This is a genomic window from Methanonatronarchaeum sp. AMET-Sl (assembly GCF_029854155.1).
Taxonomy (GTDB): Archaea; Halobacteriota; Methanonatronarchaeia; order Methanonatronarchaeales; family Methanonatronarchaeaceae; genus Methanonatronarchaeum.
On sequence record NZ_CP122958.1, the window covers coordinates 293369 to 320000 of the forward strand.

Annotated in this window: 29 protein-coding genes (1 of these 29 only partly in view); 10 read left to right on the forward strand and 19 right to left on the reverse strand. The window is 40.5% G+C overall.

The features are described 5' to 3' along the window. Positions 1-88 precede the first annotated feature (88 nt). Positions 89-964, reverse strand: coding sequence for a protoheme IX farnesyltransferase (locus tag QEN48_RS01405; RefSeq protein ID WP_280108634.1), 876 nt, complete (start codon positions 962-964; stop codon positions 89-91). A 279-nt stretch (positions 965-1243) separates the two neighbouring features. On the opposite strand from QEN48_RS01405, the gene QEN48_RS01410 reads away from it, so the two are divergent. From QEN48_RS01410 to QEN48_RS01420, 3 genes are all read left to right on the forward strand, one after another. Further along, a complete protein-coding gene (locus QEN48_RS01410) occupies positions 1244-1837 on the forward strand; it encodes a DUF5828 family protein (RefSeq protein ID WP_280108635.1) in 594 nt (197 codons plus the stop codon). 26 nt (positions 1838-1863) lie between these two features. Beyond that, a complete protein-coding gene (locus QEN48_RS01415) occupies positions 1864-2811 on the forward strand; it encodes an inorganic phosphate transporter (protein WP_280108636.1) in 948 nt (315 codons plus the stop codon). A 176-nt stretch (positions 2812-2987) separates the two neighbouring features. Beyond that, the gene (locus QEN48_RS01420) at positions 2988-3848 is read left to right on the forward strand and encodes a type II CAAX endopeptidase family protein (protein ID WP_280108637.1); all 861 of its coding nucleotides are present in this window, start codon (positions 2988-2990) and stop codon (positions 3846-3848) included. Between the two features lie 264 nt (positions 3849-4112). Here QEN48_RS01420 and mtaA read toward each other — a convergent pair whose 3' ends face one another. Next, positions 4113-5102 (reverse strand): methylcobamide:CoM methyltransferase MtaA, encoded by a 990-nt coding sequence (gene mtaA, locus QEN48_RS01425; protein WP_347985115.1) that lies wholly within the window; start codon positions 5100-5102, stop codon positions 4113-4115. A gap of 271 nt (positions 5103-5373) precedes the next feature. Here mtaA and QEN48_RS01430 point away from each other — a divergent pair, with 271 nt between their 5' ends. The 3 genes from QEN48_RS01430 to QEN48_RS01440 all read left to right on the forward strand — a co-directional run bounded on the left by QEN48_RS01430 (position 5374) and on the right by QEN48_RS01440 (position 8461). Continuing rightward, positions 5374-6534, forward strand: a complete 1161-nt coding sequence (locus QEN48_RS01430; protein WP_280108639.1) for a hypothetical protein — start codon at positions 5374-5376, stop codon at positions 6532-6534. Between the two features lie 230 nt (positions 6535-6764). Then, complete coding sequence (locus QEN48_RS01435; RefSeq protein ID WP_280108640.1) at positions 6765-8252, forward strand: sodium:solute symporter family protein; 1488 nt, start codon at positions 6765-6767, stop codon at positions 8250-8252. 14 nt (positions 8253-8266) lie between these two features. Beyond that, positions 8267-8461, forward strand: a complete 195-nt coding sequence (locus QEN48_RS01440) for a hypothetical protein (RefSeq protein ID WP_280108641.1) — start codon at positions 8267-8269, stop codon at positions 8459-8461. An 11-nt stretch (positions 8462-8472) separates the two neighbouring features. Here the strand turns inward: QEN48_RS01440 and QEN48_RS01445 are convergent, their stop codons facing one another. From QEN48_RS01445 to QEN48_RS01455, 3 genes are all read right to left on the reverse strand, one after another. After that, a complete protein-coding gene (locus QEN48_RS01445) occupies positions 8473-8718 on the reverse strand; it encodes a hypothetical protein (protein WP_280108642.1) in 246 nt (81 codons plus the stop codon). Between the two features lie 368 nt (positions 8719-9086). Next, positions 9087-9518: a hypothetical protein gene (locus tag QEN48_RS01450; protein ID WP_280108643.1), complete on the reverse strand. Its 432-nt coding sequence runs from the start codon at positions 9516-9518 to the stop codon at positions 9087-9089. A 156-nt stretch (positions 9519-9674) separates the two neighbouring features. Then, positions 9675-9860, reverse strand: coding sequence for a ribbon-helix-helix protein, CopG family (locus QEN48_RS01455; protein WP_280108644.1), 186 nt, complete (start codon positions 9858-9860; stop codon positions 9675-9677). 597 nt (positions 9861-10457) lie between these two features. On the opposite strand from QEN48_RS01455, the gene QEN48_RS01460 reads away from it, so the two are divergent. The 3 genes from QEN48_RS01460 (at position 10458) to QEN48_RS01470 (ending at position 12954) form a co-directional block, all read left to right on the forward strand. Further along, the gene (locus QEN48_RS01460; RefSeq protein ID WP_280108645.1) at positions 10458-11462 is read left to right on the forward strand and encodes an MtaA/CmuA family methyltransferase; all 1005 of its coding nucleotides are present in this window, start codon (positions 10458-10460) and stop codon (positions 11460-11462) included. A gap of 224 nt (positions 11463-11686) precedes the next feature. Beyond that, positions 11687-11911 carry a hypothetical protein gene (locus tag QEN48_RS01465; RefSeq protein ID WP_280108646.1) on the forward strand — a complete coding sequence of 75 codons (225 nt, stop codon included), beginning with the start codon at positions 11687-11689 and terminating at the stop codon, positions 11909-11911. Positions 11912-11964: 53 nt separating this feature from the next. Beyond that, positions 11965-12954 (forward strand): transcription initiation factor IIB, encoded by a 990-nt coding sequence (locus QEN48_RS01470; protein WP_280108647.1) that lies wholly within the window; start codon positions 11965-11967, stop codon positions 12952-12954. Positions 12955-13312: 358 nt separating this feature from the next. Here QEN48_RS01470 and QEN48_RS01475 read toward each other — a convergent pair whose 3' ends face one another. Together QEN48_RS01475 and QEN48_RS01480 are read right to left on the reverse strand one after the other, a co-directional pair. Then, complete coding sequence (locus tag QEN48_RS01475; protein WP_280108648.1) at positions 13313-13564, reverse strand: hypothetical protein; 252 nt, start codon at positions 13562-13564, stop codon at positions 13313-13315. A 359-nt stretch (positions 13565-13923) separates the two neighbouring features. Beyond that, the gene (locus QEN48_RS01480; protein WP_280108649.1) at positions 13924-14256 is read right to left on the reverse strand and encodes a cupin domain-containing protein; all 333 of its coding nucleotides are present in this window, start codon (positions 14254-14256) and stop codon (positions 13924-13926) included. A 101-nt stretch (positions 14257-14357) separates the two neighbouring features. On the opposite strand from QEN48_RS01480, the gene QEN48_RS01485 reads away from it, so the two are divergent. Continuing rightward, positions 14358-15215: an SPFH domain-containing protein gene (locus tag QEN48_RS01485; protein ID WP_280108650.1), complete on the forward strand. Its 858-nt coding sequence runs from the start codon at positions 14358-14360 to the stop codon at positions 15213-15215. A gap of 208 nt (positions 15216-15423) precedes the next feature. On the opposite strand, the gene QEN48_RS01490 is transcribed toward QEN48_RS01485, so the two are convergent. The 12 genes from QEN48_RS01490 to surE all read right to left on the reverse strand — a co-directional run. Further along, positions 15424-15969, reverse strand: coding sequence for a hypothetical protein (locus QEN48_RS01490; protein ID WP_280108651.1), 546 nt, complete (start codon positions 15967-15969; stop codon positions 15424-15426). Between the two features lie 47 nt (positions 15970-16016). Continuing rightward, complete coding sequence (twy1, locus tag QEN48_RS01495) at positions 16017-16946, reverse strand: 4-demethylwyosine synthase TYW1 (protein ID WP_280108652.1); 930 nt, start codon at positions 16944-16946, stop codon at positions 16017-16019. 31 nt (positions 16947-16977) lie between these two features. Beyond that, positions 16978-18204 (reverse strand): methanogenesis marker 15 protein, encoded by a 1227-nt coding sequence (locus tag QEN48_RS01500; protein WP_280108653.1) that lies wholly within the window; start codon positions 18202-18204, stop codon positions 16978-16980. Further along, positions 18201-18635, reverse strand: a complete 435-nt coding sequence (locus QEN48_RS01505; RefSeq protein ID WP_280108654.1) for a methanogenesis marker 5 protein — start codon at positions 18633-18635, stop codon at positions 18201-18203. Before QEN48_RS01505 ends, QEN48_RS01500 begins: the two co-directional genes overlap by 4 nt. Further along, positions 18632-19084, reverse strand: coding sequence for a methanogenesis marker protein 6 (locus tag QEN48_RS01510; RefSeq protein ID WP_280108655.1), 453 nt, complete (start codon positions 19082-19084; stop codon positions 18632-18634). Before QEN48_RS01510 ends, QEN48_RS01505 begins: the two co-directional genes overlap by 4 nt. Beyond that, positions 19081-20688, reverse strand: a complete 1608-nt coding sequence (locus QEN48_RS01515) for a methanogenesis marker 3 protein (RefSeq protein ID WP_280108656.1) — start codon at positions 20686-20688, stop codon at positions 19081-19083. Before QEN48_RS01515 ends, QEN48_RS01510 begins: the two co-directional genes overlap by 4 nt. 15 nt (positions 20689-20703) lie before the next feature. Next, positions 20704-21276 carry a hypothetical protein gene (locus QEN48_RS01520; protein ID WP_280108657.1) on the reverse strand — a complete coding sequence of 191 codons (573 nt, stop codon included), beginning with the start codon at positions 21274-21276 and terminating at the stop codon, positions 20704-20706. A 278-nt stretch (positions 21277-21554) separates the two neighbouring features. Beyond that, positions 21555-22649, reverse strand: coding sequence for a (Fe-S)-binding protein (locus QEN48_RS01525; RefSeq protein ID WP_280108658.1), 1095 nt, complete (start codon positions 22647-22649; stop codon positions 21555-21557). Between the two features lie 170 nt (positions 22650-22819). After that, complete coding sequence (locus QEN48_RS01530; protein ID WP_280108659.1) at positions 22820-23848, reverse strand: M20/M25/M40 family metallo-hydrolase; 1029 nt, start codon at positions 23846-23848, stop codon at positions 22820-22822. A gap of 24 nt (positions 23849-23872) precedes the next feature. Continuing rightward, positions 23873-24958, reverse strand: coding sequence for a fructose-1,6-bisphosphate aldolase/phosphatase (fbp, locus tag QEN48_RS01535; protein WP_347985116.1), 1086 nt, complete (start codon positions 24956-24958; stop codon positions 23873-23875). Between the two features lie 234 nt (positions 24959-25192). Further along, positions 25193-25870, reverse strand: coding sequence for a ribose-5-phosphate isomerase RpiA (gene rpiA, locus QEN48_RS01540; RefSeq protein ID WP_280108661.1), 678 nt, complete (start codon positions 25868-25870; stop codon positions 25193-25195). Positions 25871-25939: 69 nt separating this feature from the next. After that, positions 25940-26632, reverse strand: the 3' portion of a protein-coding gene (gene surE / locus QEN48_RS01545; RefSeq protein WP_280108662.1) for a 5'/3'-nucleotidase SurE. Its footprint extends 87 nt past the window's final position; only the last 693 of its 780 coding nucleotides appear in the window; its start codon lies off the right edge, out of view; its stop codon occupies positions 25940-25942.

The following is a 26632-nucleotide window of genomic DNA, read 5'->3' on the forward strand; positions in this document are numbered from 1 at the left end:
AACACTTTATTCAAGGAGAATTAGTATTTCTTTTTTTTGGTTTTGTTTTGTTGTGTTTTGTTGGGTTGGATCTAGTTAGATTTTGTTTTTAGATCCAGTATTCTAGCATCATGGTTAGGAAGATTATTCCTAGGTATGGGAATGAGCTTACTTTGTATAGTAGCCATGCGTTTTTTTCTTCTCTGTTTAGGTAGAGGTTGGTTGATCCGATTATCATTGCGAGGCCGAGTATGGTTGCGGTTGTTAGGTAGAGTGTTCCGAATGTGCTTTCTAGGTATAGTATTATTGATGTGATGAATAGTAGTATTGAGAATAGTATGAAGAGTTTGAATGGTAGGTCTCCGTCTTGGTTTACTGGGAACATGGTGACGCCTGCTTCTCGGTAGTCGTGTTTGTATGCTACCATGACGCTCCATACGTGGACGGGTACCCATACGAAGACTAATATTGATATTAATAGGATTTTGAGGTTTAGTTCTGCGAGCGCGACCCATGCAAACAAGAGGGGTGCTACGCTTGAGTATCCTCCTAGGATGTGGGATATGGATTTTTTTCTTAGTATTATTGAGGTTAGTACGCCGGTTGCTCCGAAGAAGAAGGCTAGTGGATGTAGGTAAAGGCCTATGGCTAGGCTGACTAGGACTAGGGTTGTTGCGAAGTAGAGGGCGTTTTTTGGTTTTACTTTGTTTGATGGTATTGGTCTGTCTTGTGTTCTCTGCATCTGGCGGTCTATGTCTCGGTCTAGGTAGTTGGTTAGGGTGATTGTTCCGGATACTCCCATTGTGACGGCGATGGTTACCCATATAAAGGTGTCTAGGGGTGGTGTGCCTTGTGCGGCTATTACACCGGTTGCTAGTGCTGCAAATATTAATAGGAATGTTTCTTTTGGTTTCACCAGCTCTATATACCGCCAGGTCCTACAGACCAGCCATTCAAAGTTCCTTGTTTTTTCAACATTAGACATGCCGACAACCACTCATAAATAACAATACTGAAAAACACAACCAAACAACCAACCTTTATTCTGTTTTTATCTCAATTTTTTTGGTTTTTTGTTTTGTTTTTGTGTTTGTTTTTGTATGTTGGAATCTATGTTTTTAGATGGGTTGTACCCACTTAAATTATTTCTATTTTTTTGGTTTGGGTTGTTTTTTCTATGTTTTTTGGGTTTTTGGTCGTAAGTTTTATAAGGAAGGCTGTACTCTATATAACACTCACAGTTAGATATTTGGTGAAATTTAGAATGGTAAGTACAACCTTGTCTGGAATGAAGGTTGAAGGTGAATGGAATGACGTTGTTGAAACGAGTAGGGAAGTTTCAAAGGTGCTTGAAGAGAATGGTTTTGATGAAGAGCTTGATGACTGGAATTATTGGCGTCCTCGGGAAGAAGAGGATTATAGCCGGGATCTAGTTGATAAAACCGCTCAGGTTTGTTGTACTTCAGAGAATTCTTTGGAGAAAGCGGATAAAAAACCTGGTGAAGAAGCTCGTGATGGATTGAAGAAGGTTAAGAAGGCTATTGAAGACGAAAGCCCTGAAGGCAACGAAGAACTAAAAGAAGGAGTTAAGAAGTTCTATTTATCAGCGGACACAGTTGCCAGAAAGATGGTTCGTAACTTCGAGAAATTTGTTTTTAAAAATGTTATCAGTAAAACCAACCCCCAGTTCTTCGACAGTGAACCAATCTCAGCTAACATAAAAAAGAAAAACCGATTAAAAGACAAAATCAAAGGGAAAAAACGGGAAGAATACGTGATGGAGATAAACGTGAACGACACAGAAGTTAAAGAAAAAGTAATGAACAAAATAGACGAAGGCAAAAACGCAGCAGGATAAACACCAACCAAATCCACGATTAGTTAATGCAGGAACTCCTATTACTCCTAGCTGTATTTTCAGGCGGGTTGTTCACCGCCTGGATAATAGGCGCAAACAGCGCCTCACCTAGTTTTGGACCAATAACATCAGCCGGAGTAATAGGTATATTCAAAAGCAGCCTAATCGTCGGAATAGCAGCATTCACCGGCGCAACACTCCAAGGCGGAGCAGTCGCAGACACAATGGGAAACCAACTAGTAACAGGCGTAGAATTCACACCCCTACTAGCAAGCATAATCCTAATAACAGCAAGCGCACTAATCCTCAGCGGAATCATATTCCGATACCCAATGCCAACCGCATTCACACTATTCGGAAGCACAATAGGCGTCGGAATAGCAGCAGGCGGAACCCTCCAAACCACCGAAGCACTAAACATCCTACTATTCTGGCTAATCATACCATTCATATCAATCGCAATAAGCTATCCAGTAGCATGGTACATGAACAACCACGAAATGGAAGACAAAAAAAGACACATAAACAACCTACTACTATTCCTAGCAACCTACACAGCCTTCACAGCAGGAGCCAACCAATCCGGACTAGTAGTCGGCCCAATGCTAAACGCAATCGACATAAACACCACCCTCCTACTAATGTTCAGCGGACTAGGAATGACAATAGGAGCATGGACCGGATCACCAAGAATAATACAAGCAGTATCCAGAGAATACAGCCTACTAACCTACAAAAACGCCACAGCAGCCCTACTATCAGCAAGCATAATAGCACACACAGGAACCTTCCTAGGAATCCCAGTATCATTCAACGAAATAATAATCTTCTCAATCATCGGCTCCGGCCTCATAGGAGGAGCAGAAAAAATAAGCAAACAAAAACTAGGAAAAACAATAATCGTATGGACACTAGCCCTACTATCAGCAACCATAATAACCTACATAATCACCAAAACAATCCTAACCATCTAAAAAAACCTCAATAAACCACAACACAGCCAACAAACACAAAACCACTCCCCCCCAAACAACAACATAAAAAACGGTTCTACCAAACTAAAAACACCAGAAAAAGACCGAAATATCTCACCTTATTTAGATGTGGAAAGGTTTTTAGTTTATTTATAACTGATTCTAATGGGATATACATGGGTTTATTGGATAGAGCCAGTGTTTTACTTCGTTCTTTAAATCCCTGGAGCTTTCCATTACTCTATCTTGGTTGGGCCTACCTCTTTTGGATCCCAATCGTCATATCCGGGGAGCATGTATGGAGCTATCCAACAGTACTACTATTATTGGTTGGTGGGTTAAGCCCACTACTAAGCGGCCTATTCTTAATGCAAGTAAACTATGGTCGTATCGGTTTCAAAGACTTATACAACCGGTTGGTTGAGTTTGGAAGAATTAACATTAACTGGTTATTAGTTATCCTGTTTTTCTACCCAGTTTTTAATTTAGTTATGGCTGCCATAGCCGTATTCCTTGGCATAACTTCCAGTCCCATAGAGTTCATTAGTAGTCAGCGTTTGTTTAGTCTAACTGGTTTTTCAATGCTATTGGGTTTTGCTTTTTTATTCCCTTTGATAGAAGAAATTGGGTTACGTGGGTATTGGTTTGATCAACTACAATCACGGTGGAGCGCTTTAACTTCAAGCTTGATTTTAGGTTTGGTTTGGGGTTTGTGGCATATACCTCTTGTTTACATGACGGGGTACTACAGCGATACAACCTTTAACCCAGAGTTGTGGTGGTGGATTCCAAGCATGATTATAACAGCGATCATAGCAACCTGGATTTACAACAACACAAAAAGAAGCGTACTAGCAGTAGTTGGACTACACTTCATGGGAAACCTAACTGGAGAAACAATGGGTTTCTCACCAGAAATGTACCCATTCGCAATAACAGGCACCTTAACAATCGCCATACTCCTCTTAGTGTATTGGGGGCCAGAATCACTACGCAAAAAACAACCAAAACCAACCCCAAACTACACCAAAAAATAAACCAACACCCCAAAAAAAATTTGAAGACCTGATTTACAGATAAACCAACAAACAAAGAAACAGCCAAAGAAGGTAGAATAGCTCTTTAAAGGGTTATTAAGTTATTTTTTCTTTGTTTCCTATCGGTCTATTGTTTCTAGGTATTTGAACATCTATTTTTATAATCGAAATAAGTGGTGTGTTGAGGGGTTGGAGGTTTCTAGTTCTAGGGGGTTTCCTCCAACCATTTTTTTGGTCTGGGGTTTTGACTTCTTTACGGGAATGTTATTTTTGGTGTTCGTTTCTTGCTTGTATGAGGGCTTTTATGTTTTTGGTGGGTGTTCTGGGTGCTATTCCGCAGCCTGGGGCGAGTATGTCGACTCCGTCTTGTAGGCATTTTTTGGCTTCTTTTTTGACTTGTTGTGGTGTGCCGTCTAGCATGGTTTGGCTGGTTGATATGTTTCCTATTAGGGATGCTCGGCCGTCTATGATTTTTTTGGCTTCTTGGATGTCGGTTAGTTCTTCTACGCTGATTCCTTGGAATCCGCAGTCGGCTAGGTCATCTATTATTTGTGTTATGTGGCCGCACATATGCATTATTACGTCGCCTTCTACTTGGTTTGCGAATTCTTTGTAGGTTGGTTTGATTAGGTTTTGGAAGCTGTTGGGATCTACGATGTCGAGGGTTGAATAGCCGGGTACGCATACTGCGTCTGCTCCACTATCCAGTACGAGTTGTGCATATTCGATTGAGAGTTTGTTTGCTTGTTCTAGGGTTTGTTCAATGTGTTCCGGGTTGGTTATTAGGCCTTTTATGTAGTTACTGCTCCCCATCACGTGGGCAGCAAGTTCATCTGGAGCTTCAATCCCAACAATTATAGGCACTTCACCATCAGTTATTTCTTTAGCCATCTCTGTTGCCTTTAATATCTCAGGTACTCTACCCGCTTCCTCTAAGCTATCTGGTATCCCCATTTCTTCTGGATGGGTGTCAACCGAGGGCTGAGTGTCCTCACTACCCTCTCTCACTCCACACCCAACCACTTCAGCCAGTACAGTTAGACAATACGGAATACGAACAGCCTCAAGCCCACCAATCTCATGTCCCGCCATAGCAAGATCAACCATCTTCTTAGCATCGTAGTGGGCGTCTGGCCACCAACTACCAGTTGCCTCCATAAACTCTACAGTACCTGTCTGAGTAACAGACAAAGCCGGCACCTTATCCACATCCCGTTGATGTAAAGCATTTTTAAAACGTTCTTTCAAATTCATAACAAAATAGATATATAGGGAAACCAACACTTAAGAACATCCCCCACATATTGGGGCTTTAAATTTGGTTATCCGGTTTGTGGGTAGTGGTTTGGTTCGTGACCTCTTACTATTTAGAGGGATAGTGGTTTTTTTGGGTTTGTTTTGGGATAATTGATATGTTGGTTTAGGTTGTATTTTTTGTTTGAGTTGTTTTTTGTTATTTGAGATGGTTTTTTTGGGTTTTTTTGATAAGTTATATGGTTTGTTTGGTGGGAGTGGGGAGTTGGTTTTGTCGTTAGATCGGGCTATTGAGTTATTTAGTGAGCGGACAGAGTCTAGTCGGGAGGAGGCTCGTTCTGAGTTAGGTGAGTTGGAGGGTGATTTGGAGCTGTTGTTTGATGAGTTGCAGGGTTTGGTTGGTGAGATGCATGGAGCTGGTGTTGAGGAAAAGTTGGGTAAGACTAGTGAGAGGGTTAAGGATGATTATTGTAGGAAGCTTGAGAACATTATTGATGGATATAGTCTTGAAGAAACTGATGATTTGGAAGATGTGATAGTTAAGATGTCTCCCTCCAGGCGTCAGGTTAAGCATATGCAGGGTTATTTCGGTGAGGAGCTTCAGGAGATACGTACCAAAATTCAGGAAATAAAAAACAAGGTCGAGTCGATCCGAGAAACAAAAGAGATCCTAAACGACTACAACAAGGTTAAAGAAAAACAACGAGAGCTAGAACAAACCAAAACAAAGATAAAGGAAATCGAAGAAGAGGTTCCCATGCTTACTGATCAAGTTGATAGGTTGGAGGGTGAGATTGATTCTCTTGAAAAGGAGTTAAGTGAGTTTGTTGTTCAGCCCGACCCCGAACTAAAACAAAAACACCAAGAACTATTGAATGAGGTTGAGGGGTTGGAGGGTGAGTTGGTTAGTGAGTTAGGTGTTTTAAAACGTGTTTTACGTAAATATACATACACTACCAACCGTGAAGTAAAGCATAGCGATGAACCACATAAACTCGCATTAAAAAAACCCAGAGAAATAGAAAAACTAATCAAAGAAATAATAAAACTCGACCAAGATGGAGAAATGGATGTTGACAACAAAAAACTAAATAAAATCAAAAAAACCAGAGACAACTTCCAAGAAATCCGGGAAAACGTAAATAAAATCGAAGAAAAAACTAAGGAAGCCAAAAAATTAAAGAAAAAACTCAAAGACAGTTTAGAGCCAAAAAAACAAAAAAAGAGACAACTCAAACAAAAAATCAAAGACAAAAAACAAAACATCAACGAAAAACAAAAAACAATCGAAAGAAAAAAACAAACAAAACAAAAACTACAAGAAAACCAAAGACAACTCAAACAAACAATAAAAAAAACCATCAACCAACACATAAAAGAAGACCTAACAATCCAACAACCAAACCAAAACCAAAACCAAAACCAAAATTAAAAAACCCATGGATAACTATAGGTAGAGGTAGTTTTTTTGCCCCTTAATTTAACCCCATTCCAGATAGGTGGTCTAATTTTATTGTTATTCGGTTTTCTAGCCCTTGGAATCCCATACCTATTTCTAGTTGATATACAGAGTTTTTGGGGGCCCTACCTCTATTGGACTCTGCTAACAACCATAACCATCCTCTTAGGTTGGTTTTACGTTTCTAGGTGGGGTGGTGGTTAATGGAGCCTTTCTATCTTTATTTAGCGATGGCGGTCTGGCTGGCCATCATCATCGGTGTTTCGGAGTACAGCCGCCATCACCTAGGGTCTGGGGTTGCTGAGTTTGTTTTAGCCGGCCGTGACCTAGGAGGTTTTGTTTCAGCTATGACCTATAGTGCAACAACCTTCAGTTCCTTCATGATGGTTGGTTTGGTCGGCCTCACCTACTCAACAGGGGTGGGTGCTGTAGGTTTCGAGATGACCTACATCATCTTCACCATCCTCTTATTAATTATCTTCGCCCCCAAGTTCTGGAGTGCAAGCCAGGTGTTCGGCACCATCACTCCCCCGGAACTATTGTCAGAGAGATATAGCTATCGAACCGGAGTGGTCAGCGCAATTATTTGTCTAGTGATGTTGATTCCATATATGTCGATCCAGATGATGGGGGTCGGATTCCTGTTAGAGGGGATGACCAGTGGCGCAATACCCTACATGCATGGAGTCTACATCGTCGCCCTACTCAGCATCGCAGTAACAATCTGGGCTGGAATGCGTTCAGTAGCACTAACCGACGCAATACAAGCCATCATAATGCTACTATCAGCCCTAATACTACTATTCTACATATTCTACGTTTTCTTCGGCTCAACAACAGGCTTCATAAACACAATCACAACAGAAAACCCAGAACTATTAGGAATCACCTGGGACATCCACATGTTTGTTGGCATGACCCTACCATGGGCATTTTTCGCCCTAACAAACCCACAAGTCTCCCAGAGAATGTACGTATCAAGAGACATAACAAGCCTTAAAAAAATGATCATCTACTTCGCAATATTCGGCCTAATCTACACAATAATCTCAACACTACTCGGCCTATCAGCAGCCACCCTCAGACCCGGACTCCCAGACCCCGACAACGCAATGCCAACCCTACTAACCATGGTACCAGAACCACTAGCCCTACTAGTATTCCTAGGAATCTTCGCCGCCTCAGTCTCAACACTCGGCTCCGTACTACTAACACTCAGCTCAATCGGAAGCCGCGACCTAATAAAACCAACCAAAAAACTCAACAACAAAAAAGAAATACTATCAAACAAAGGCCTAATCCTCCTCCTAGTAGGAGCATGCATAATCTTCTCCAGCCAACGACTAGACCTAATCGCCGCACTAGCAAGCGCCGCATCCGCAGGCCTCCTAGTAATGGCACCAACAATAATCGGCGGATTCTACTGGAAAAAACCAAACAGCACAGCAGCAACAACAAGCATGGCCATCCCAGCCATAATAGTAATAACACTATACACAACCGGCATACAACCACTAAACTGGTGGCCAGCAGTATGGGGATTAATAACCTCCACCACACTATACATAACCATAACACTAATCACCAAACCAAGCAAAAACGGAAAAAAATTCATAAACAAAATAAACAACGAAACAAAAAAACAAGGATTCAAACCCCAAAAACAAACCCAAAAACAAAACCAAAAATAAGAGAGGTCTTTAATATGGAATGTCCTGAATGTGAATCTAGAATGAAAGTAATACGTAAAAGATTGCCAAACTCAATTCCCTCACTCGCCAAACCCTTCATCGGTTTTACAGAAAAAAAGATATCAAAAGAGATTATGGAGAAATACAACCGAATAGTCCTCTATATATGTATCAATTGCGGCGAAGTTAAAGGAAAACTTAAAAAATAACTATTTATCACTTACTCAGTGTAGATTGCATGAAGATATAACAACGTCAATACAGAGAGGCTTGCTATAAAACCTATCGCCATCAAATGAAACATAGGTGACCCCAAAACCTGAACTAAAAAACCAGGTACGTTGGCCCAGGGAACCAAACCAGAAAGATAATTACCCAAATAATAAGAAACGCTCGCTATCGCTCCACCCAACACACCAAGACCAACAACAACCCCAGCCAAAACCGCCTTCTGCTCAAACTTCATTAAAAAAACAATTAAATTCAAAACCTTTTAACTCTTAGGTACCAAAACCCAACAAAAAACCGATTATAGATAAAAAAACCCTACAGCAACCAAGGAAATAGAGATACTTAGATGTATCTTTTTTGAAAAACCGATGAGCAATATAAAAATAAAAAACCATATTCTACGCATTAAGAATATTCCTCACAGGTCTATATAGAGGTATGTGGCAGAGAGTTTTAAGATACCAGCTGTAAGTTTTCTATTCTCTATAAGGTCTATTGAGAGGATGATAGAATAGGGTTGATTTAAATGTTTTAGAATGGTTTTTTCTGGTTTTTCTATTTACTTAAATTTCATTGAGTCTTTTCATGAATTCGTTTATTAAGTCATGGCTTATATAAAAACCATAATCTGGAAGTGACATTATCATCTTTTTCTTCATCTTCCTTTTCGATTAGGCCTTCCTTCACGCTCTCCAAGATTACTCCTAAGGTACCAATATGTTTAACTCCGATGGTTTCCGCAGCTTTGACAGCTACTGAATCATCAATACAGACAATCTCTTCCCTGTATTTTGCAAGAATAATGGTTGAAGAATCAGCTTCACTCAGTTGGGGAAACGAACCGATAAGGTTTTCACATTTTGATGTTTGTTTTTCAGTTAGTTTTTTTACCTTTATCCATCCTTCTTTCTCTGCTCTTTCTACAGCTCCTACATACTGAAAACCGAGTTTCTTACCTCTAAGAACTTCATAAAAAACGAGATATGGAACAAAAACATCATTGAATAGTTCTTTAAGTAGACATAGATTGTTCAAGTTAGATAGATATATCAAGGGGATGGAGTTTAATATGGTTAATCGATTAGCTCCAAGCTCTTGCGTAGGTCTTTGGAAGAGTATGGAATTGGAATTTCTTTTCGTTTCATAATCTCCATTATTTCCCAGATTGGAACTTCAGCAAGTTCTGCTGCTTTAGAAATAGATATTTTTTTTATCTCTAAGTTGTTTTATCGCTTTTTCAAGTCTGTATTGTTTGGATCCTTTATCTAGTAGTCGTCTAATGGCTTCAGACCTATCGATCTGCATATCATCTTCTACCTCTTCAATTTTGGAAAGCAGTTCATCATCCACCCGAATTGCAATCTGAACTTTTGCCATATTATCAATCCATCTTTAACTCCTTACTTCAAATCAAGAAATCCAAACCATATATTTGTTACCATCGTAACTTATAGTAACGAAGTACTTTTTAAAGTGAATTTATAAAACAGTCGACATCCCTCCAATGCAGCATGACATTGTAGTCAATGAAAATTGGCACAGATATATTGAATTACCTATATGACTATCATTAGGAGGTGAATGCCAGTGACATCCTCCTATCCCTAAAGAGAAGTAGGTCTTACCCTTGAGTTAAGATAAGATGCCCCCAATAAAACACAGAGATCTCCTAATTAAGAGAACAAGATATTCAACTTCTCTCAAAGAAACTAAACCAAAAATAGATAGAATAAACACAAATGGGAGAAGGGTCTAAAGGTCTTTAAGGGCTTTAAATCCTTGATAGAGCACCTTTCAATATATTTAGATAGTTATCTAGAGGCTTTTTTAAGGTGTTGTTTTTGGTGTGGTTGTTTTTGGTTTACTCGGTTTTGTAGGTTAGGTATCTGATTGGGGTTTTTTTGGTTTTGGGGTTGTTTGTTTTTTGCTTAGTTTTATATGGGTTTGTTGTTGATTTATTGTTGGGTGTTTTTGTTGTCTGGTATTGGTTTTAGGGAGCGGTTTTTTCGGGTGCTTGATTTGAGAGAGGTTGATAGGGTTCCTTGTGTGATGCCTTTGCAGACTGGGGTTTTGGATTTGATGGAGTTGGTTGGTTGTTTTTGGCCTGAGGCTCATCGTAGTTCTTGGTCGATGAGTGTTTTGGGTATGGCTGGTTATCGTTTTGGTGGGATTGAGAGTGTTAGGCTTCCTTTTGATATGAATGTTGTTTGTGAGTCGTTGGGTTGTGGTTTGAAGTATCCAGATAATCTTTCTCAACCGGTTATTGTTGATAACCCGATCAGTGGTTTGGATGGGGTTGGTGGGTTGGAGCCGGATCTGGATAGGGGTCGGGTTAGGGTGGTTGGTGAGGCTGTCCGGCTTGTTAGTGGTTCTGTTGGTGATCGGGTTCCGGTTTTAGCTGCAGTTTCAGGTCCTTTTTATGTTGCCGGCCAGGTCAGAGGGATGGAGAGCTGGCTACTCGATGTCTATAAAGAACGTGATGGCGTAAGAGAGTTATTGGACATCTGTCTTAGAGCTTGTAAGAGCTATACAAGTTATCTGGAGAGTTGTGGTGCTGACGCAATAACTGTTTTAGGAGTGTCAACCGACCTAATCAGCCCTGATATGTATCGGAGATATGCAGCTCCATACCAAAAAGAATTGATTGAGGGGTTGGATAGGAGTGTTTTACATATCTGTGGTGACACAACCCCAGTTTTTGAAGATATGGTTGGGTTGGGTGCAGATGGTTTAAGTGTTGACTCATGTGTTTCATTAAAAAAATTTAAGGAAATAGCTAGGGATAGGTGTGCTGTTTTCGGAAATGTACCACCTGTAGACACATTACTATTCGGAAATAAAGAAAAAGTGGTTAAAGAATCTAAACGCTCTATCGACGAAGGCTGCGATGTTTTGTGCTCCGGCTGTGGCTTACCATCACAAACACCCTTAGAAAACATAAGAGCAATGGTTGAAACCGCCAAAACCTACCAACCCTAACCCCCCTCTAACCAAAAGAAAAAAATATCTTAACTCCTTGTCGAAGTAAATCCTTGAGGTTTCTTTTATGTTTGGGTTTGGGTGGTTGTTTTTGTTATTTTTGTTGTTTTTTTGTTTTTGGGAAGGAAAATAGTTATATAGGTGGGTTGTTAATTGGTTGTTGGTTTGTTTTTTGCTGTTATTTTTGGTTGGTTTTTTCCGTAAATTCACTATTGGTTTTGTTTTTGTATATATTTGTTGTTGTTTTTGTGGTGTTGGGTAGTTTTTTGACGTTGTTTGGTATTTATTTTGAGGTTAAACTGTGTTACTTACTGGGTGAAACCGAAAAGTATTTAAGTGAAGCCATCAACAACATGGTTGCAAGCAAACTGAGTAAGCGAAGTCAATACAAATTCAAGTTAAATATATTGATGCCAAGATTCGTTAAGACCCCAGAAGGGTCGATATAATTAGCATTCTAACGGTAATTAGCTAAAAAATTAATTTAATGGTTGTAATATATATGTCAACAGAAATTGGAGAAACAAAAAACGAAATAGAAAAAAAAGTTAAAAGTGAGAGAGACCACATTGGGGAATACGAAGAAAGTGACAAATGCCCCGAATGTGGCGGAATAAAACTAATAAGAGATTATGAGCGAGCAGAACTAGTATGTGAGAAATGTGGTCTTGTGATAGATGGAGACTTTATAGACACAGGCCCAGACTGGAGGGCGTTCGACAGCGAAGAAAGAAATAAAAAAATGAGAGTAGGCGCCCCCATGGACATAATGACACACGACAAAGGCCTGTCAACAAACATAGGAACCGGAACCCGAGACAGCAACGGAAACTCAATCAGCTCCAACAAAAAAACCAAATTCTACCGCCTAAGAAAATGGCACAGACAATCAAAATTCAGCGACTCAAAAGAAAGAGACCTAGCACTAGCCCTCGGAGAACTAAACCGAATGGCATCACAACTCAACATACCAAAAAGCGTAAGCGAAGACGCATCAATGATATACCGAAAAATAGCAGAAAAAGGCCTCGTAAAAGGCAGATCAATAGAAGCAATGGTAGGATCCGTACTATACATCAGCTGCAGACAAAACAAAATCCCACGAACACTAGACGAAATATCAGACAGCGCAAGAGTATCAAGAAAAGAAATAGGCCGAGCATACCGATACATCGCAAGCGAACTCGGAATAATGCTACAACCAGCAAAACCAGAAGAATACGTACCACGATTCTGCAGCCAACTCGGACTAACAAACAAAGTCCAATTCAAAGCAGAAGAAATCCTAAAACAAGCATCAGAAAAAGAACTAACAAGCGGACGAGACCCAACATCTATAGCCGCAGCAGGAATATACATCGCAAGCGTAAAATGCGGCGAAAAAAGATCACAAAAAAAGGTAGCAAACGCAGCAAGCACAACAGAAGTAACCGTACGAAACCGATACCAAGAACTCTGCGAAGAACTCAACATAGAAATGAACGTAAACTAAACAACAAAAACCAGCTCCACCACACCTCCTCCCCTCCCCTCCTCTCTCACTAATTTTTATCTAATATTTTTTATCTAATATTTTTTATCTAATAGTTTTTCCAAACTAATTTCTATAGACCATTTTATCACTAATTCAAGTTCTAAATGGGGATATTAACCAAAAAAAACTATTTAATAAGTTATTATTTTCAAACAGATCGATATTGATTATCTCTATGTTTTTTATAGACCTCTAAAATATCTAAAAAAAGTTTATAGGGTATAGAAGGTTTATTGACCGAGGGGTTCGGTGGTTTGAAAAAAATGGGGTTGTTTAGTGGTTTTTTATTTTTGTTTTGTTGTTCTTTGTTTTTTTATCACCTATAGGGGTTGTAGTTGGTTTGGTTAGTTGGGTTGTGGTAGTTTTGGTTTTGGGTTGGGTCTAGTTTTTCTTTTTGGCATTCTTCGATTTCTGTTATTGTGTCTTCATATTCTATTGTGTTTTGTTTGTTTTCTTCGCATAGTTCGCATGCTTGGTCTGTGATTATGCATCCGCCGGTCATGCAGGTTTCGCATCTTTTCACTCTACATTTATTGCAGTCTGGGGTTGTTTGTTTTGGTGACTTCATTCCATTATTCACCTATATGGTCTGATTATGCACCATATTGTACAACTTATACTATAAATCTTTTGAACAAACATGATATTTGAAACCCTTAAAACAAACATAACCTGCCATAAACTACTAAAAACTATTAAAAAAGGTTAATAAAATTTATTTAACGTCACCACAACCTACCTAATCTACAGATATTAAGTATAAAAAATACATAAAACACTCAACAAAAACCCTAAAAAATAAATAATAAAACTAGTTACCCCAAAAAATTATTATTTAGTTTTTGAAAAAAAGGTTTTGTTGGGTTTAAATTAAATCAGGGTTAACCATTTTTTGGTAGAAAAAGGGGAGATGGGTGATGTTTGGTGTTAGGACATCATTATTAAGAACATTTTGAATTTTTCGGTTCCTTCTAGGCTGTGTGGTGTGTTTTCTGGCATTAATATGGTTTCTTCTTCGTTTAATGTGTATTCTTCGTTATCGATTGTTATTTTTGCTGTTCCTTCGAGTATGATTGCGAGTGCGTCGTAGGGAGCGGTGTGTTCGCTTATTTTCTGGCCTTTGTCTATTGCGAATAGGGTTAGGCTGCCGCTGTCTCTATTCATTAATGTTCTGCTGACTATGGAGCCTTCTTGGTAATCTACAAGTTCTTTTAACTGGATTATTTCGCCTGAAAAATTAGATATTTCTTCCTTCTCCATCTGGACCACAAACAAAGTAGGTATATCATGGCCGAACAAAAAATATTTTGGGTTGGTTTAGGGAAAGATGTATCTTTGTTGGATTACAAAGTTTTTTTACTATGGATTTATTAGTGTTGCTCGCTCTTGTTGGTTTTGCTTTAGCGTTGTTTTTAATTATAGCGGCATACTCGATTGTTATAATCAAGGAGTATGAACGGGCTTTGAAGTTTAAGTTCGGTGAATTCATCGAGGTATTGGAGCCAGGTCTCCATATAATCATACCCTATGTACATAAAGTTGAGAAGGTTGATTACCGAACCCGATCGTTCGATGTTAGCCCACAAAAAGTCTTGACAAAAGACAATGTCAGCACCTCCGTTAACGCAATAGTGTTTCTACGAGTAAGACGCGGAAAAGAACAAATCAAGAAATCGGTATTAGAAGTCGATAACTATGAACGGGTTACCGTTGACTACGCCAGAACAATGCTCAGAGATATGATCAGCAGTCGAAACCTAGACACAATTCTACAGGAACGGGAAGAAATGGCTCAAGTAATGAAAGAACGACTGGACACAAAAACCGATGAATACGGCGTTGAAATCATGGACGTAGAGATAAAAGACGTCTCAATCCCAGACGAAATGGAAAGAGCAATGGCAGCAAGCGCCGAAGCCGAAAGAGACAGAAAAGCAAGAATAATAGACGCAAACGGAGAACTACAAGCCGCAGTAAGAACAAGAATCGCAAGCGAACTACTCGGAACAAAAGGATACCGACTAAGAACACTACAAACCCTAGACTCAGTAGCAGTAGAAAACGCAACAATCGTAACAATCCCAACCTCACTAATCTCAGAAGACATGATGGCAAGCGACGAAGAAGAAGGATTATCAAAAGACCTCGTAAAAGAAATAGACCTCAAAAGCCTCCTAAAAACAATAAACATCGAAGACCTAGCACGCGACATCCAATAAACCAACACACACCCCCAACCCCCTCATTTTATTTTATTTTTTTAGGTATCTTAAGAAAAAGAGATCTTAAATAATCTTATTGAAACAAAACTCACCGATCTATAAAACCATTTTTTTGTTTTTTTGGGTGTTGTTTCAGTTTATCTGGGTTTTGGTTTATCTGGGTTTTGGGTTAGGTTTTGTTTGTTGATGGTGTTCATTGGGTTTTTTAGATCCATCTGATTGTGGGGGGTATTATTTCTATTTGGGCGATTATTTCGTCTTTTATTGATTTTGTTTCTTCTAGTTTTACGTTTTGTTTGTCTTTGATTTGTAGGCTGAATTTGTTGAATTCGTCTGTGTCGTGGAATCTTAGGAGTAGTGTTTCGTTTGAGTGGAAGTCTGTGGTTTGTTTTAGTCTTTTTTCTGCGTTTTTGATTTGTTCTAGGGCTGTGGATGATGCTTCGATTTCTTGGATTTCGTGTGTTTGTGCTTCTATGAGGTCTTTTATCCATTTGTTTTTGTTTGTTGGGATTATGGTGGTTATGTGGTTGTTGTTTCTTTTTGCTTTTATTGTTGCTAGCATTTGGCCGTTTTTTGTTCTGATTGGTGTTTTGACTTCTCGGTCTAGGAACATTTTGAGTGAGATTATTCCTGTGAAGATGTCTTCTATTTCGGTGGCTTGTTCTGGGTTTTCTATTATTTTTTTGGCGGTTTCGTTTATTTCGATTATTGATTCGGTGTCTGTGTCAAATTTTATTTGGGGGTTTTCCATTTGTTTGCACCGCTTTGTTTAGTTTTTTGTTTTGTTTGGTATTTGAGTTATGTGTTTAGTTCTGGGTCTTTGTCTTTGGTTAGTAGTGTTACTCGGCTTTCTGGGACGTGGTTTTCTAGTTGGTAGTCTGTTTTGTCGGTTATTTTGTTTGAGAAGTTTTTTATTTGTTGGTTTGATGGCATTCTATTTCTATTTAGTCGTTTTCTTGAGTATCCTACGTGCATGTAGGCTTTTATTTCTATGTAGTCGGGTTTTGCTTTGTTGAGTAGTTTTATGTATTGTTGGGGTTGGTCGTTTAGGTTGTTTATTAGGGTTATTCTGATTGCTGTTCTTCCGTTTATTTTTGGTAATGTTTTTAGGGTTTGTTGTAGTTTTTGCCAGCCGTTTTTGTGTGTTGGCCTGCATATTTTTTGGTATTGTTTTTTGTTGGCTGCGTCTAGGGATATGTAGAGTTGGGTTGGTGGTGTGAGGTTTTTGATTGTTTTGGGTTGTTGTCCGTTTGTTACTAGGAAGGTTGTCATGTTTTGTTGGTGTGCGTGTTCGATTAGTTGGTTTATTTTTGGGTAGAGTGTTGGTTCTCCTGAGAGTGAGATTGCTAGGTGTTTTGGTTGTCTGGCTTCTTTTATTAGTTCTTTTTGGTATTTTTCTGGACTTCCTCCAAACCCGGTTAGCAATTGTTTTTGGGCTTGGATAGTTTGTTGATATATTTTTTGTGGTGGGTCATATGTAGGTAGTTTTGTTTTTGTCCAGTGTTCGTAGGATCTCCAGCAAAAAACACATTTTTGGTTGCAGTAGACTACGGTTGGGGTCATTTGGAGGCAGCGATGGCTTTCTATTCCATAGAATCTTTGTTTGTAGCAACCTGGTTTGTTTTGTAGTGATTCTTTTAGCCAGTGACATAGTTTTACAGCACTATGTCTGCCTACCAACCGATAGCCTTGGTCTTGTAGTTTGTCTTGTATTTTATTCGGTATCATAAAAACATAGTTTTCTATTAACTCTGGGTTTTTATTTCCAGACTGCTGAGGCTAGTAGGCAGGCTCCTACGACGACTCCGAATTGTGGGTAGTCTGGTACGATTACTTCTTTTCCGCCGAGTATTTCGCTGACTGCTTTTGGTAGTCCGTCTATTAGGGCTGTTCCTCCGACTTGTATTATTGGTTCTCTTATTTCTAGTTCTTGGAGTTGTTCTTGGTAGATTTGTTCGGCTACGCTGTAGCATGCGGCTGCGGCTACGTCTTCTATTTTATGGCCTTCTGATAGGCTTGTTACGAGGTCTTGGATTCCGAAGATTGCGCAGTAGCTGTCCATGTTGATTGCGTGTGGGTCGCCTTTTAGGCTTAGTGGTCCGAGTTCTTCTATGTCTACTCCTATTCTGCTGGCGGTCATTTCTAGGAATCGGCCGCTTGCTCCTGCGCATATTCCTCCCATTGTGAAGCTGTCTGGTATTCCGTCGTGTATGTTTATGGCTTTGTTGTCCATTCCCCCGATATCTAGGATTGTTGCTCCGCCTTTCATTGTGTCTGATAGCCAGGCTGCTCCTTTGCTTCCTGCTGTTAGTTCTTCTTGGATTAGGTCTGCATTGAATTCTTTGCCCATTGTGTGGCGGCCGTATCCGCTTACGCCTATTTTTTCTATGTCTTTTTCTTTTAAATCGGCTTCTTCTAGTGCTTCTTTGTAGACTTTTTTGGCGGTTGGTATGACTTCTTTTGTTGGGTGCCAGCTGGTGCCGATTATTTCGTTGTCTTGCATTATGACGCATTTTGTTGTTGAGGACCCGCTGTCTAGGCCTGCACTTATGCCGACTTGTTTGTCCCAGGATAGTAGGTCTTTTTTTTCCACTATGCTTACGAGGGCTTCCATTCTGGTTAGTAGTTCTCCGGCGTCTGTTTTTTCGGTGAAGGCGTAGGTTACGACCGGTATGTCTGTGTTTTCTTGGAGGTATTTTCGGACTTCGCTTCTTACTAATGCGCCTTCTGCGCATCGGAAACAACTGAGGATTATTGCGGCGTCTGCATCGATTTTTCCGTCTGCGATGTTTTTTGCTCTGGCTATCAATAGTTTTAGGTTTGCTGATGCTGGTTCAAACCCGAATTTTTCTACGGCTGGCCCTATGTCTTCTAGGTCGACGTCTGGGTGGAATAGGTTGGCTCCAACCGATTCTGCTGCTTTGTTAACTTCTTTTTGAATTCCGCTGTATTCGGGTCCACAACTTAGTTGTGCTATATCTATCACTCAAGGTCCTCCAAAAACTGTTTTACTTTCTGGATCATTTCCTGGCCTTCTTCATCTGTGTTTGGGTATCGTACTTTCAGTAGTGGTATGTCTCGGTTTATTAGTAGGTAGTTTATTAGTTCGTTTGATCTTGCGCATCCGACGCATCCAAATGCCATATTGGATTCGCTTACTATTATTGCGGCGTCTGCTTCATCTATCATTGGTCCTATTATTGCCATCCGGCCTCTTACTCCGCTTGGTACTTCGCTTGAAGCATATTTTAGGCCTTTTTCTGCATCTATCTCGGTTATGTTCATTGGTGGTGAATCGATTTCGTTGTCTCTTACCTTCTTTCCAACTCTCTCCATCATTGTTAAGGGTTCGTGACCCAGTTTCTCGACTAACCGGGACATGATTAAGCTGTTTGGGGGGTTTATAAAAACCTTCATTTTTCTTTTTCCTCTATTTCATCTATTAATTTCTGTAGTTTCTCTGGATCCAGTTTTTCTTCTCTTTTTTGTTTCGCACGCTCCACATCCTTTTCAACCTCTGGTTCGGGCCCGGTTGGTGTTGGGGTGGGGCTTGATTTTATTTTGGACATTGTTTTGAATTCGTTTTGCAGTTGGCAGAACCCGGGTCTTGAGCCTTCTGTTGCTCTACATCTACGGTGATCTGCAACTGGATACCCCCGGGTTTTAACGTAGATTTCATCTTCACTACCTAACTTCAAAGCTTTCTCAACTGCTTCTTCCACTTCTTCTTCATCTCCTTCTAGGTTTACTCCATAGCAGGTTTCTTTTATTGTTAATTGTAGGTCGAGTTGGTGTAATACCTTTGATACATAACTTGGTGTTAAACTTGATTCTGGGGATAAAACTAACATTTTGGTCTTTGTCAACGGCCTTCATCTCCTTTTATCTCTTCTTCAGAACCAAAATCACTTTCTCTTTCTATTTCTTTTTCTTTTTCTCTTTCTTTTTCGGGCGCAGGAGCTTGGGGTTTTATTTCTCTTATGTAGATTTTGTCTCCATCGTTTAGTTCGGTTAGGTTTTCTAGGCCATTAACCACTTTTCCAGTTATGTTGGTTGCTTTGAATCCTTCTCCTGTCGGTCCATATCTATCGCTGTCCTCCAATCGGATGCCGATCATTCCTTTGTTTGGTTTGGACATGTTTGTGATTCCGATCTCTCCTTTAGCAACCTGGTTGTTGGGTGTGTTCTCGGGTTTTAGGTTGCCTGCCAGGTCTTGGTCGCCCTTGAACATTACATTCGATATTTTTTGGGAGGCAAAATATACCTCTAACTGACCTACGTCCTCCGATATAAGTCTGGAGACTCTTTTGAAATAATCTGTTGTTTCCGATGCATCCTCATAATATAGCTCTACATCCATGATGCGTTCTGGGTCAACTCCATATGTCTCAACTACCCCACCTTCCTTGAGGTCGAGTGTGAGCCTGGGTTCCTGCCTAATCACTACCGCTTCATCACCGGTTTCTCCAACACGTTTATGCTTGATACCATTATTTCCAAATAGTTGGCCGGCTTCTTCCTGGGTTAAACCAATCGACAACATCCGTTTAGGCCTGGTCTCAACCATAATACGACAACCTTCATCCAATATATCCAACAACTTAACACCACTTACTACCTCTCCAATTACGTTGTGGTTTGTATGCATCGGCCTGTCTTTTTTATATAGATAGATGTTCCCTCGACCGTCTCCTTCGTTTCTAACCGTTACAACACCCCGGCCCCGCCTAACATTATTCTCAGCCGGTAGATTCCGTATCCGGCCATTACATTTAAGATAGGTATCGGTTGTCTCCCCAACCTCTAGATAGTTGTTTTCCGTTTTTCTCAAGAAATATTCTGAAGATAGTGGAGCAGCCTGACCTAGTTTTATCGAGATTTTACTGTAGATCTGCATTCCTGGAGCCAACTCTGTTTCCGGGTCGTTTGTATAGAAGGAGTCATATCTTTCTTCCCTAGACTTAACCTGACTTATCTCCTTTATTGAATCTCCTTCCTTCAAATAATCAACCATATGTTTACCACGCTTGATACGGCCGATCACTCCCCCACCCGTTCCATATCCCTTAGTATGTTCCTCTCTAGCCAACATCAAATAGGTATTATCGTTGTCCAGCCCACTGACTCCGAAGAAGATATCGCCAACCTGATAGTTATAGTTGGTTTTCTGGATCGGTACATTGGATTTGAAGGGTCCTAAAGCAGCTATTTTTTTAGAAGACCACCTGACCCCCAACTCCTCGATACTCTCTATCTCTTCAACAAACTGTTCTGCGTGCTGGCTATCGTTCAAACCTATAGTGAAATCCCCTTTATCCGTCTCCACTTGGTACTCCCTCTCCTTCTCCTGAACAACCTGCTCCACCTCTTTTATGATTCCAGCCACACAACCACTAGAGAGCTCTACAACATCCCCCAAAACAGCATCCTTATCTACCTCTCTTTCTTCACCGTCAACCGATATCTTCATCAAAACCCCCCTGGGTTAACTAAAATCAAAGCCAGCAATTGCAGTCCCATGTTCCTTATCATCCTCCATCCCCAAAACCTTCTTCAAGTACGTATCGGCTGGAGGACTAGGCGAACCAAAAACAGGGTCAAAACAACCCTCCAAACTCTCCAACCTCTTAAACCTCTTAGGAGGGAACAAGACAACAGGCTCCTCACCACCATGCAAAGCCTTTTTACTCAACTTATCCTTATACAACACAAACGAACCACTAACCGACAAATCCCTATCCGACTCCTTCAAACGTTTAATCTCCTCCTCACTATCCAACTCCTCACCAATAACCTCACCCTCATGCTTAATAACAACATTAGAGCCCTCAGGCCACCTAAAATCCTTATCAGTCGTGAAAACCACCGTACAATCACGCGCCAAAGCCTCCTTAACACCCTGATTATCACCACGACCAAGACCCATAATCACATTACCCTCAGCCTCCTTCTCAACCTCAGCCAACCTCTCCTTCTCATCATCACTCAAAACACGAACCACACCAACACCCTCAACATCACCTAACTCAGACTTAAACCTATCAACCATTTCATCCATAAAAATCACCAAATACAAAACTACATCACAAACAAAACTCTCTAAAACAAAATCAAACCCAAAACCCTAAAACACTTTTCCCCCCAAAAACCACAAAACTCAAAAAAAACCACAAAAACCATAGAAACAACAGAAACAACAGAAAAACAAAAAAAGAGAGAGGGTGTGGTTAACTAAAATAGCCAACTAGATAGCCATCTAGCTAACCCCCAACCTAAATAAATTTTTTAACAACCCCTAAAGCTTCATCCTCTCTTCTAGAGGTGTGTAGGTAGGGTTTAGATGTCTCTTTTTTTTATTTTTTCTCCTAATAAGACGGATAGGTCTTTCATATCTATTTTCTGGCTTTCTTCTAGTCCTTCGTAGTGGTATAGGCAGAATGGGCATACTGTGACTAATTCATCGCTTATTTCTCTTGCTTGGTCTATAGTTAGTTGGCCGATTTTGTTTGATATTTCTGGGTAGTTTGGTTTTACTCCTGCTGGTGCTCCACAACAAACAGTTTCTCCATCGAACAACTCGTTTAATGAGTATCCTGCTTCAGTAAGCATGTTTCGTGGTAGTTCTGACATATCTGTTATTGGACAACCATCTTTAACAGATATCTCTCCTTCCCCACCCTCTAATTCAAGTTTCCCTTCTTCAAGCAATTCACTATATAACTGCATACTCATTTTTATGTCGAACTCTGGCTCTCTATATAACAGTGGGTACATCTTGTTCATCTGTCCGTAGCAGGCTGGACAGCTAACAACCAAGGTCTCTATTCCCTGCTCCTCAATCTCTTCTGTATACTCTTTTGCGTATAACTCTAGTTCAGCCATATGTCCGTTATCTGTTACAAACAGGCCACAACATTTCTCTTCATCTATTAATTGTGGTTCTATATCCGCTTTGTTAAGTATTCTAATGGTTTGTTGAGCTATCTCAGGATATTTAAATGATATCCAACACCCAGCCATATACCCGACATCACTGTCCTCAGAGAACTCTAAGTCGTCTGTAACCCAGTCTTGGCGTTTAGAGTTGTCGAAACCACCTGGGTTTTTATCTTCCAGTATGTTGTCGATTATGTGTGGTGTTTTCCCAGGCTCTTCACCCCTAACCGCAATCAAACCTCTTTCATACTTAATTACATCGCTTAACGGAATGTCCTCAGGACATACATCATCGCACAATCCACACATCGTGCATAAATAAATCGAATCTATCTCCTCTTGCTCCAATATCTCTCCATCCTCCAGTTTTGATACAAACTCGATTTTAGATCTAGGACTATAGACCGGGTCATCAACAACCCTGCAGATAGAGCAAACCTCCGAACACTTACCACACTCCGTACATTTAGATACAGTTTTTCTATAATTTTCCATAAAAAACACACCCAATTAACAGTGATAACAACTAGTAATAGTAACCATAAATATAAATAACCTAAAGAACACCCAACAAAACCCACCACCAAACACACCCCAATACCTATAATGAAGAAACCACTCCCAAAAAAAAGGGGTTTTCCTGGATTGTTCCAATAATTATTTGTTTATTGTTGGGTGTTTGCGAAGTGTTTGTAGATTGTGTATAGGTCTTCTAGTATGTCGATGCTGACCGATTCGTTGTTGCTGTGTGGTTCTTTTGATTCGGCTCCACCTAATACTATTGTTTCAACTCCGGCTTCTTTTAAAAAACCACTGTCGGTGGTTTGTGGTTTAATTATTCTTTTAGGTTGGTAGCCGGTGTTAAACTCTATACTCTTTTCCAGGCCTTGGATTAGTTTTTCATCTTCAGTTATCATTGGAGGTACATCTGAAACAACTTCGACCTTATCCCCCACCTCTATTTTAAACATGTTTTTCGGTGTTGTGCGGACGTCAACGGTTATTTGACATCTGTCTGGAACAACGTTGGATGCTCCCATACTCTCGATTTGGGTTACACAACTACTTGACTTAACCATTTCACCAAAAATCTCTTCTTTAACGTCATCAAGCTCTTTAATTTCCTTGAGAACATCCATCATACTGTAGATCGCGTTCTCACCTAGATGTGGTTGGGAAGCGTGGGAAGGCCTTCCCTTAGTGATAACTCTGTATTCGCGCCGACCTCTATGGGCAACGCAGACATCGATTTTACCTTCTTCTGTATAGCCAACAGTTCCTTCACCAATCACCGCATAATCAGGTTGAAAACCATTCTTAACCGCATGTTTAACACCCTTAGCATTGGTTTCCTCACCCACAAAACTTGCAAAAACCAGGGTGCCTTGGGGCTCAGCATCTTCAAACGCCTTAGCCATTGAAACCAAAGTACCCTTCATGTCGGCAGCACCTCTACCATAGATACGGTCTCCTTCAACCCGTACTTCATGCTCCCCAGATGGAGGAACAGTATCTAGGTGAGAAATAAACGCTATCTCCGGACTACCACTACCTTTACGAGCGAAAACATTACCGACCTCGTCAATCTCACCGCCAACCAAATCACAGACAAACTCACCTGCCTCCGCCTCATCACGCCATGACGGAATCTCAACAAGCTTGCGAGTATCCTCAATGATCTCTCCAGTTCTCAACACCAAAACCACCAACCAACAAAATTATTCAAACCTGTCCTCTAACCTCTCCAAAACCTTTGGAACAGTCGTATACTCAAGTTCATCCTCACTCAACAAATGAGGTTGGAACGGTCCATGACCCCTCATATATTCAGCAGCTTCACACGCCTTCTCCCTAGCCAAATCAAAAGACGGATCACCAAACAGATCTCTAGGCCCCTCCAACCTACCATCATTCAACTGAAACCCAAGCGCAACAACCCTGGGCGGTCCATCAAACCTTGTAGGAGTCGCATCCTCCTCACTAACAGGCATCAAAGGCCCATTATGAGAACCACGCATCCACCCAGGAACTAGGTGTGGGAACGAAAAGGCCTCCAAAGCCTCACCAACAGCAGGAAAACCAGATTGACACCTAACAACAGCAACCGGATCATCCTTACCAACATACTCACCAGCCATCAAATTCAGTTTCTCAGTACTGACAGCTGCAGCATGCCGACCATCCTTCTTAAACACCGACTCAACACTATACTTAGAAGTAATCCCCAACAAAGAAAGCAAATCATACATCTCTTCAGGACAACTCAAAGTAGCCGTCTCACCCTCATAATAATCCAAAACCTCAAAATCAAATCCCTCATGCAAACTAGGATCCAAAACAAGCCCCGAAGTACTGAAGGGATCAGCAAACATCTTAAACAACGGAAAATTAAACGCACTCGGACTGGTCTTATCACACAAAAACGTCAAAACAGGCTCACTCTCCCGCTCCTCAAACTCCATCTCAGCAGAACCAGGACCCAAACCCTTCACATTACCAGAAAACGCATCAGAAAGCAAATCCTGGCCCGCACCATACAAACCAAGCTCCTTAGCCAACTCAGTCCCCTCCTGAAAAGCATCCCAAGCAAGAGAATGAATCTCCTCAGAATCAACACCATGGTCATGAGACATAATCAAATCAATATCATCACCACAACACCCAACATAATAATCAATCAAAACACCATCCGACAAACCATCCTCAAGAACCCCTTCAACCCTACTAATCAACTTATCGGGAGCCCTAACGTGCCCTGGTAAACTACCAATATCAGCCTTAATCACACTTAAAGTAACCATCATATTTCACCATAATTAAAAAAACAAGTACTCCAACAGATAGTAATCCCTCACACCCAAATAATCTTCCCCCCAAAAAACAAAAAACCAACCCAAAAACCCAAAAAAAACAGATCCAACAAAAAACAAACCCAAAACCAACTAAAAAACCACAACCTACCTAAACCCACAGACTACTACAACCTATTTAAACTACGTTCTAGTTAAACTACGTTCTATTCTATAGTTTAGTTTAAACTAGAGTTTGGTGACACCTTCTTTTCCGCCAACCAATATTTCATTAGCAATCCCTGGGAACAGTCCATGTTCAATAGCACCAGATATATCACTTAATTTTTGGGATAATTCAAAGGGATCTAATATCTCACCAAAGCTACAGTCGACAATGAAATTTCCGTTATCTGTTACCAAAGGCCCATCTTTTTCTTCACACTCTCTAACCACTGGGTCGCCACTTAAAACCTCTAGTTCATCTAAAACATATTCCAAAGCAAATGGAGCAACCTCTATTGGTACAGGTAGATCAAGGACAGAACTTGTTTTCGTATCATCAACAATACAAATAAACCTATCCGCCAACGAAGCAACAACCTTCTCACGGAAATGAGCAGCGCCACCACCCTTAATCAAATTACCATCACCATCAACTTGATCAGCACCATCAACAGCCAAATCAATAGAGCCAACACTACCTAAAGGCCTAACACTCAACCCAAGATCCCTAGCAACTGACTCAGTACTAAAAGAAGTGCATACACCAACAACATCAACCTCCCGCTCACTCAACTCCTCCAAAAAAAATCTAACAGTCGAACCGGTACCAAAACCAACAACCATACCAGGCTCAATAAAATCAACAACAGCCCTAGCAACCACACGTTTCCCCATCTCACTACCTTCACGCTTAACAGACATAATAAAATACAACTCCTTAAAACCCTTTAACTATCTCTAAATCACCTAAAACAAAATAAAAACTTCCCCCTACCCCATGATATCATCAATCTCCAAATCAACATCACTCGTCATATCAAGAGAAATCGGAGTAACAGAAATCAATCCCTCATTAAGAACAACATCAACATCAGTACCCTCCTCAACACCATCAACATAACCACCATCAATCCAATAATACTGCCTACCCCTAGGATCCCTACGCTCCTCAACACTCGTATCAAAAACACGGCGAGCAAGCCGAGTAACCCTCATCCCAGTATCCTCATCAGCAGAAACCGGAATATTAACATTCAAAACATCCACACCACCAGGAAACCCATTCCTACCAATCCCACGAACCAAACGACCAACAACCCCAGAAACAAACCCAAGATCAAGATCAATACCTCCCTCATGAAACATATCACCCTCATCAACCAACTCAACCGAAACACTCACAGCAGGCACACCCTGACTAGCAGCCTCCAAAGCAGCACCAACCGTACCAGAAGTAGTAACAGCCTCAGTACTCAAATTCAAACCCAAATTAACACCAGAAACCAACAAATCCGGCAAACAATCAACAACACGATACAAACCCAAAACAACACAATCAGTAGGAGTCCCACCAACACTAAACACAGGAAAACCAAAACCAGACAACTCATTAATCCTCAAAGGCTCAAACAAAGAAATAGCACGACCAATACCACTCATCTGAGAAGAAGGAGCAACCACAGT